Origin of the sequence: Rothia endophytica, assembly GCF_039543885.1 — a bacterium.
Taxonomy (GTDB): domain Bacteria; phylum Actinomycetota; class Actinomycetes; order Actinomycetales; family Micrococcaceae; genus Rothia; species Rothia endophytica.
In genome coordinates, this window is sequence record NZ_BAABKP010000007.1 from 50,847 (window position 1) to 59,532 (window position 8,686).

Sequence of the window (8,686 nt, forward strand, 5' to 3'; positions counted from 1 at the left end):
GTTATTCTAGGCATTGCATCACCCAGCGGCCTGAAATGCGCATTGTGCTGGCTTGTATTGCCTCTTGTGCCTTTTACCGCGCCGTGAGATACTTTCTTTGTAAAATATCTAACGTCAGATGAAAGGCGAAACTCATGACCTCACACCTCACCGCTGACGACATCACTACGTCAACATGCCTCCGCGATCGCCTACCCTCGGTTACCGACATGGACGTCCAGTTCGGTCTGGATACCTTCGGCGACTCTACCCAAGATCTAGAGGGTAAGCCGCTACATCAGGCGCAGGTAATCCGCAACGTCGTGGAACAGGCAAAGCTGGCTGACCGCGTGGGCATTGACTTCTTCGGTGTTGGTGAGCATCACCGCCCTGACTATGCCGTGTCAGCCCCCGACGCCGTCCTAGCAGGCATTGCCACGGTGACCGAGCGCATCCATCTGGGTTCAGCCGTGACCGTACTCAGTTCCGATGACCCCATTCGCGTCTACCAGCGCTTCGCTACCATCGACGCCATGAGCAAGGGCCGCGCTGAAGTGGTTCTGGGGCGCGGCTCCTTCACCGAGTCCTTCCCGCTTTTTGGCTACAGGATGGAGGACTACAACCAGCTCTTCGCTGAGAAGCTCGAACTCTTCTCGCGCGTTGTCACCGAGCAACCCGTCAACTGGAACCCCGGAAACCGCACCCCGCTGGTCAACCAGGAAATCTACCCCAAGACTGAAAACGGCCTTGCACAGTGGATCGCTGTGGGCGGCAGCCCCGAGTCCGTGGCGCGAGCAGCCCAGTACAAGATGCCACTGATGCTTGCCATCATCGGAGGCCCTGCAGAGCGCTTCAAGCCTTTCGTGGACCTCTACCACCGGGCCAACGCGCAACTGGGCAACACCGATCTGCCTATTGCCGTCCACTCACCCGGTCACATTGCAGATACAGATGAAGAAGCTAAGGCGCAACTGCGCCAGCATTGGATCACCAACCGCAACAAGATTGGCGCCGAACGCGGCTGGGGCCCCGCCAGCGCCGCCGAGTTCGACCACGAAATTACTCACGGCTCCCTCTATGTCGGGTCACCCGAGACGGTAGCGCAGAAGATTGCCGCTACCGTCAAGACCCTGGGTATTCAGCGTTTTGACCTCAAGTACTCTAATGGTCCCCTGCCTCACGAGTACTCCATGCGCTCTATTGAGCTCTACGGTACGCAGGTGATTCCTCGCGTACGTGAGCTGCTGGCTAAGGGCTAAAGTGCCCCGGTTGAAAGATTGAAAGTGTAGTGAGAGCCGGGTTCATCCCGGCTCTCTTTCGTTGAATCATCGCTACTCATTCAGAAATATGCTGCATTAGTACCGCTGGCAGGGGCCATGTGAACAAATCGTCTAGTTGCGAATATAGGTGAGGTCGTGGGCACGACGCCCTGCGTCGCCTGCCTTGCGCTCAAAGCTGGTCAGGGTGCGGCCTTCCCAGCGCGGCGCCCAACCGCCAATGGGGTCTTCATCGGTGATACCTTCACCAGCGTGAGCGTTGGTGAAGTCGGGGTGAGCATCCAGAACTTCGCGCATCACCAGAGCGTATTCCTCCCAGTCGGTAGCCAGGCGCCAGATTCCTCCGGGTTTGAGAACTCGGGCAATCTTATCTGCAAAGCCAGGGGAGACCAGGCGACGCTTGTGGTGGCGTGCCTTGTGCCAAGGGTCCGGGAAAAAGACCCAAACCTCATCCACTGAGTTCTCGGGTAGCAGGTGATCTAGCAGCTCGGGGGCGTTCGCCTGGGCAACCCGCACATTTTCCACCCCTGCCTGACTCATCTTCAGTAGCAGGTCAGCGATACCCGGGGTGTACACCTCAACCGCCAGGAAGTCATTCTCAGGTACCTGCGCAGCACGGTGCACAACAGCCTCACCCAGACCAGAACCAATTTCAAGCACGAGGGGAGCGGTCCGACCGTAAAGTTTCTCCTGGTCAAAAACAGCGCCCTCGGCTACCGAGGTATCACCGATAGCGCGAGGTAAATCCAGCACGTGGCTGGGGGCGTAGGCGTCCCAGGCCTTCTGACGGCGGGCGGTCAGGCGATCACCGCGGCGCACAAAAGAGTAAGGCTGGCGATGAAAAATCTCGGGTGCCGGTGCGTGGATGTCCTCGCCGGCAGCTACGCGCTGCGCCTTATCCTCTAGATCGGCTTTCTGCTTGTTGGTTTCCATGACTCTCCCTGAGGTCTCGTGCGCCGGCAGTCACCGGTGCGATGGGCAGGGGCACGGAAAACCTAAGTGCACACCTGCGCCCCGGGTGGGGCAGCTACCAGTTTACCGGGGAAAGTGCGCATGCAAGTTGGCGTCAATTCTAAGGTTTACTGGCCCTGGGATCAGTGGGAGTGCCGAAAGAGGGTTTAGCCTGCTGGATGATGGGCAGTGAACCGGTCTGCAGGGGTATAGAACCGGTCTGTACGTTAGTGAGGGTTACATCGTAGACCGGTGCTGCCTCAGCCGTTGCTGTATGCTCCTCAAGCATCTTTTCGGTAATCACTTTGAGGCTGGTGGTGTCCGGGTGTTCAAGCTCGGGGTTCTTCTGGGACAGGTCCACCTGATGGTCAATCTGGGCGTCCAAACCGCCGGGTAACCCGTACATAAAGCCGTCAATGGTATCCACGGTTGCCTCAAAATTTGGGTCGTGGGTCAGGTATTTCTTAGTCTCCCGTGCGACCAAGCCTGAGAGTAAGAGCAGGCCAATCAGATTAGGTAGAGCCATCAGACCGTTCATCAGGTCTGAGAAAGTAAAAACAATAGTTAGGGGTGCAATGGCTCCTACACCGCACATAACAGCGAAGGCCAAACGGTAGCCAGTGATAGCACGACGTCCGCCACCTAGAGATTCTAGGGCACGCTCACCGTAGTAGGACCAGCCCAGCACGGTGGAATAGCCGAGCAACACCAGGCAGAAAGCCACGATGTAGCCGCCCCAGGCACCGGGTAAGCCGGTAGCGAAGGCTAGGGAGGTCATGGTTGCGGGGTCACCGCCCGTCCAGGTGCCGGTGGTGAGGATGACGAAGCCGGTCATAGAAATGACGATGATGGTGTCCACGAAGGTCTGGGTCATGGACGCTAGCCCCTGGCGCACCGGGTGAGAAGTAGCTGCTACTGCGGCGGGAATGGACGCGGTGCCCATCCCCGATTCGTTAGAGAAGAGTGAGCGCTGGGCGCCAATTTGCATGGCAATGAGGAAGCCTGCACCCACTGCGCCGCCGGCGGCACCTTCACCGGTGAAGGCACCTCGCAAAATCATGCCAAGAACTTCGGGAATCTGCCCAGCGTTGAGGATCAAGATGTAGCTACCAAAACCCAGGTAGAGCAGAATCATGAGGGGCACACAGATTGAGGCGACTTTAGACACAATCTTGATGCCGCCCAGTAGAGCGGCGGCAGTAAGTACAGTTAGGAAGATTGCCGTTGTTACCGGTGAGATGCCAAAAGAGTGGTCCAGGTTGGCAGAGATAGCGTTGGACTGGGTCATGTTGCCAATGCCAAAGCAGGCGAAGACACAGCAGACGGCGAACATGGTCGCCAGGAACTTTCCGAACTTATTGGGGATGCCGCGTTGCAGGTAGGACTGCGGGCCGCCGGTCAGTTCCCCCATTTTGTCGTAATGGCGGAATCGCACACCCAAAAAGCATTCCGCGTACTTGGAGGCCATACCCAAGATGGCGGTGACCCACATCCAGAAGAGTGCACCGGGGCCGCCGATACTGATCGACAGAGCTACACCCACAATGTTGCCGGTACCCACCGTAGCTCCGAGGGCAGTGCTCATGGCCTGGAAGGCTGAAATCTCGCCCTTGAGCCCGGGCTGCTTGGCGCGGCGTCCAAACTGGATGCTCATTGCCTTGGTAAAGAGCCGAAGCTGGATAAGGCCCAGTCGCAGACTCAAAAAGAGACCTGTTCCTACCAGGAGGGGGAGCAGGAGCCAAGGCCCCCAGATAAAGGAGCTAGCGGAATCGAGTATGTTTTGGAGCGCGTCCATGGTGTGTCCTGTGGTGCAAGGGTAGTTTGCCTAGACAGAAATGTATCACGAAATGAACAGCAGGCTGTTGATTATGGCTGGTCACATGTTGCTGTTTGCAGGCGCAAAAAACCCCGCACCTGCTGCTCTGAGGCAGCTGGTGCGGGGCTTTATGAATATTGAGCTACTTCTTTGATGAGAAGAGCAGGGCTAGGCCAGCGCCGAGCATGATGAAGTCCTTAGCCAGGCCGGTGCCTTCCTGGGTGGGGCGGATGCCGTCATCCTGGGTCATTTCATCGTTGCCGAAGTACATGGTCAGCATGCCGGCTGAGAAGACGGTCAGGCCCAGGCCAGCCAGCTTGGCGGGGACGATGGGGAGCAGTAGGGCGGCACCCAGTGCGGTTTCGCCGAAGGCAAGTGCTTTACCAAACTGCTGATCTGAGAGCTTTTCAACGGCAGGGACGCCGGTGGCTGCCATGCCCTTGAGGTAGCCGTAAGTGCCCTCGTCCATTTTCAGCTTGCCGATGCCGGAGTTGAGGATGAGTGGGCCAGAAGTTGCGCGTAGAGCTGCGTTTGAAAGAAGGCTCATGAAAATTCCGTTCTGTTGGTTTATCTGTTTGACAAAAACTTTACCGTGAAAACATTTTTCTGTGAAATCCATCAACGGAAGACACAAGTTTCAAGCGGAAACAGTCTTGTTACTCTCAATCGTAGGCACCATTGCTTCTTAGCAGAAGGCGGCACGCCAGGGGAGAGAAAGCGCGTATCGTCACCCTGCTTTTTTGCCCAGGGCTAGAGCTGAAAAAAGAGCAGATAGCAGTAGCAGACCTGTGCAGGCAAGGGCAGTGCCTGACCAGCCAGCAGCCGTGTAGAGCAGGCCTGTAGCCCACCCCACGAGAGCAGACCCCGTGTAATAAAAAGAGTTATAGAGGGCAGTTGCCTGGGTTTTTGCATCGAGGGAGAGCAAACCCACCCAACCAGAGGCAATCGCGTGTGCGGCAAAGAAACCGGTGGTGAGAACAGCTAATCCAAGCACCACCACGGGTAAGGGGCCCGCCAGGGTGAGTAGAATACCTGCCGCCATAAGCAGACAGGAGGTCAGAAAAACAGGTTTAAGCCCGTTTTTGCCAGTCAGCCGTGAGGCTGCCCCCGATGATACCGTACCAAAGAGGTACATCAGGAAGAGGAAGGCGATAAGGGTGGGAGAGAGAAAATAGGGGGGTGCCTGCAGCTTGAAACCGATGTAGTTATAAATACTGACCAAGGCGCCCATCAGAGCGAAACCAGCAAAGAAGAGAGCTAGCACCTGCATATTGGTCAGCAGGCCTTTAATTTTGTGGAAGAAACCCAGTGCAGAGCCTACCCCGCTAGATCCTATCGAGGCGCCAGGTGTTCGCTGGCGGTCGTGGGAGGCTGGTATGAGCGTGATAAAAAGAACCGCAGCTAGTGCCCCCACCACCGAGACAGCGAACATGGAGAGCCGCCAGCTCATGACCTCCGAGAGAGGGCCAGCAATGATTCTGCCTGCTAGCCCACCAATACTGGTCCCCGAGATATAAAGCCCTGTAGCAGCAGCGCGCACCGAAGGGTGGGCTTCTGACACAATGACGGCGACAGCCAGACCAGCCACCCCACCCAGAAAGGCACCCTCAACGGTGCGAAGTAGGAGCATGAGCGGGTAGTGACTGACCCAAGGGGTAAGCAACCCGAAACATGTGGCACCGAGTACTGCAACGGTCATGGTACGCACCCGCCCACAATGGTCAGCCACCGACGCCCAGAGCAGGGTGCAGAGAGCAAGACCGGCGGTGGCGCAGGACATGGTGAGCGCTGCTGTATCTGCAGAAACACCCAAATCCTCTGCAATAGCAGGTAGCAAGGGCTGGGGAGAATAGAGCTGGGCGAACGTGGCAAGACCGGCGGCAAACATGGCGATGAGCAGGCGGCGGTACTCGCTCGAACCGCGCCGATAGCCGGCAAACTCCGTGCTCACTGCTGCCTCCTTGCTGAGCCTTAGACGGGGCGTCCTTGCCCCCTTCTATCTTTATCACGGGTAAAGACGACGCTCACCGGATTATTACTAGCGGCTAAATTCTGATCGGTAGGCGGGCTGCTCAGGGCAGGTGCTCAGCACGCGAGCCATGGCACGTTTCTCAGCCGAGGTGACAGACAGCCCGTAGGAGGCTTTGACGGATACTTGGCGGGCTACATATTCGCAGCGGTAGCCCGGTTGCGGCAACCAGGCATCCGCGCTTTTGTCGGATTTTTCGGTGTTTGGGCGCTGCCCGGTTGCCTGAAGGTTCAGTGGGTCATTGGCCAGCAGTACCCGCTTTTCATAGCTCCACTGCCAGGCGCCGCTATTCCACGCATTAGAGAGGGCTACAACGTGGTCGATAGGGACCGATTCACTGGTTTTAGGGCCTCGTTCGAAATGAATGGTTTCGGCGGTGTAGGGGTCAATAATGGTGCCCGCCATGACTCTGCATTCCCCGTTTTTCTCGAGATCCTGCAGATCGCGGGTCAGCACGTCATTGCGCTGGTCACAGCCGTTGGAGTCTATGTCTGCCCAGGGGTCCCCATAAAGATTCCGTTTGTAGGTGCTCTGAGCCGCGCTGTTGCTCACCTCTAAACCGTTCAGCACCTCGGAGGCTTTACCGTAGGTCTGCACCCCGGAGCCAGCAAAACCGGTGCTGACCGACTGACCCCTGCTGTGCCGGGTGCCATTCAGCGCATCCTCAATATCCCAGTTATAGGACTGAAGCCAGAGAAGACCAGCGCCAAGAAGCGTCAGAAGTAAACCTACTGCCAGGACGGCGCGTAGCTTGGCAGGGAAGCTGCCGAACACCCGCACAGCGTTTCTAATCTGACGATCAGTAGGGTTAGGTAGTCTGCGGTTAGGGCGGCGGGGAGTCATAAGATTCTATCCTACTGTGCATTAATTGCCGAGGAGTAGCCGAATCGGACCACCTTTGACCCCGACGGCGAGCTTTCCCCAGCGAAGCGAGCTGAAGCGTCGCGCGTGCGAGCTTATAAGCACACAAGAGCAAGCACCCTCAGCTAAGCGTTCGTGTGCTGGTGTGAGCTTAGGGGTCTGGTGATGGGGAGATTTGCGGTATTTTGAGGGGTGTTCTAGAAACTGTCGATGGAGACGTAGCCTTCACCGGTGACCGGCACCATGGGGATTGACCCGGTGCTGGGGTTAGCTTCGAGGGCCTGCATATTAGCCGGGTCATCTGACTGGTAGTAGTCCGGCTGGGTGCAGCCCATGCCATAGCGCATGGCGGCGATGATATCTTGGGCGGCTTCGCCAACGGAGAGGAAGTTTTTGGTCCACCTGCCGTTGCTCAGGGGGTTTTCCCAGCCTGCGGCAGCGAGAACCTCATCGGTGATGGTGACATCGATAGACGTGAATTCGCTGGCTGAGGTGAGTTCGCAGAAGTAGCCTGCGGGGGAGCGTAGCACACTGGCGTAGTTGGTGTAATCCCCGGTTTCTGCTACTGCGGGGGAGATGTAATAGAGGTGCAGCGAGAGGCTCCAGGGCAGTTCTTCGAGGCGCTGCTGCATGACCTGGGTGAGGCCGTCCCAGGCTTTTTGGGCCTCTTCTTCGGTGCTAAGTTTTTTGGGCTGGACTATGCCGATGCCCTGGGCTGTGATGTCATCGATGTTAAGGGGGTCGGTGGGGGCAGTGTGGGTGGTGCTCCGCACGGGCAGGGCAGCTGAGCTACTGAGGTTCAAGGCATCATTAATGAGTGCGCGGCCTTCTTGGAGCGCGGTGTGCCATGAGCCGTATTTAGCGCGGATAGCGCCGAGGTGAGGCGCCTTGTAGTGGCGGGTGGTGGACTCCGCCCAGTGACCGTATAGCATCACGGTGGGTTTGCGGTCGTACCGCACGCAGTAGTTGAGGAACTCTCCTAGGGCGTTGCGGAAAGTGCGGTCGGTGAGGGAGCTTGCTGAGAGCGAGATACCCTGGTCGGCAGCGTCCGGCGGGCAGATACCTGTTTTGAGGAGGGCAACGGACCAAGAACGGTCCCCCACTCGGTTTTCGATGACTGCGCGGGTGGGTGGCCATTCAAGGGTGCCGCCGCTTACCCGTGCTGCCGGAGCAGGCAGGTTTTCGAGCAGATCATCATACTCAGCTTCGTGGAGCTCAGTGTAGGGGTGCTTTGCCAGATACTTCAAGGCGGCGCCCAGCTTGCCCATGATGTCAGAAATATCTTCGGGGGTAGATCCCAGTGAGTCGAGCAGACGGGGTAAATCTTGCAGGATGACGGTGTCAAGGTGAACCGCAGCGTATTCAGGATCTGCCTCAAGGTCGTAGGTTATCGCTACTGCGTACCAGAGGGCTGCCGCCATCATCACATTATTGAGCGTTTGTTCCTTGCGCCCGGTAAAAACCCAACGGTCTGAGGCCATTGCGGTCTCGAAGTGTTCCCGGTTGATATCGGGGAAAAGGGTAGTGACTCGAGTGTAGACCTCGGCGTGCGTCCACCCCATTGAGACTAGCCCAGAAAATAGGGACTCATAACGGTTGCAAAAAGCCAGATAGTCGGCGTCATGGGTGCTGGTCATTACGGTTCTTGAAGTGCCCCGGTTTTTGTTCCTAGGCTTGTGCCTTAATTTCCATTATTTCTCGACTGGGGTGGTGTTCCCAAAACTCGGCTTCGACTTCAGCCGGCGTGCGGTAGCCCAGGCTCTGGTGGAGCCT

At 57.5% G+C, this 8,686-nt stretch carries 7 protein-coding genes; 1 reads left to right on the plus strand and 6 read right to left on the minus strand.

The annotated features are described in order from the left end of the window. Positions 1-209: 209 nt before the first annotated feature. Positions 210-1,238 (plus strand): LLM class flavin-dependent oxidoreductase, encoded by a 1,029-nt coding sequence (locus ABD982_RS10685; RefSeq protein ID WP_345447428.1) that lies wholly within the window; start codon positions 210-212, stop codon positions 1,236-1,238. Positions 1,239-1,370: 132 nt separating this feature from the next. On the opposite strand, the gene trmB is transcribed toward ABD982_RS10685, so the two are convergent. The 6 genes from trmB to ABD982_RS10715 all read right to left on the minus strand — a co-directional run bounded on the left by trmB (position 1,371) and on the right by ABD982_RS10715 (position 8,550). Next, on the minus strand, positions 1,371-2,189 hold the full coding sequence (gene trmB, locus ABD982_RS10690) for a tRNA (guanosine(46)-N7)-methyltransferase TrmB (RefSeq protein WP_345447415.1): 819 nt from the start codon (positions 2,187-2,189) through the stop codon (positions 1,371-1,373). Between the two features lie 139 nt (positions 2,190-2,328). Then, a complete protein-coding gene (locus tag ABD982_RS10695) occupies positions 2,329-4,002 on the minus strand; it encodes an alanine/glycine:cation symporter family protein (RefSeq protein ID WP_251380606.1) in 1,674 nt (557 codons plus the stop codon). A gap of 163 nt (positions 4,003-4,165) precedes the next feature. Then, the gene (locus ABD982_RS10700) at positions 4,166-4,570 is read right to left on the minus strand and encodes a hypothetical protein (protein ID WP_345447419.1); all 405 of its coding nucleotides are present in this window, start codon (positions 4,568-4,570) and stop codon (positions 4,166-4,168) included. A 180-nt stretch (positions 4,571-4,750) separates the two neighbouring features. Then, positions 4,751-5,974: an MFS transporter gene (locus ABD982_RS10705; protein WP_345447422.1), complete on the minus strand. Its 1,224-nt coding sequence runs from the start codon at positions 5,972-5,974 to the stop codon at positions 4,751-4,753. Positions 5,975-6,061: 87 nt separating this feature from the next. After that, positions 6,062-6,895, minus strand: coding sequence for an HNH endonuclease family protein (locus ABD982_RS10710; protein ID WP_345447424.1), 834 nt, complete (start codon positions 6,893-6,895; stop codon positions 6,062-6,064). A gap of 215 nt (positions 6,896-7,110) precedes the next feature. Beyond that, the gene (locus tag ABD982_RS10715; RefSeq protein WP_345447426.1) at positions 7,111-8,550 is read right to left on the minus strand and encodes a TY-Chap domain-containing protein; all 1,440 of its coding nucleotides are present in this window, start codon (positions 8,548-8,550) and stop codon (positions 7,111-7,113) included. Positions 8,551-8,686 lie beyond the last annotated feature (136 nt).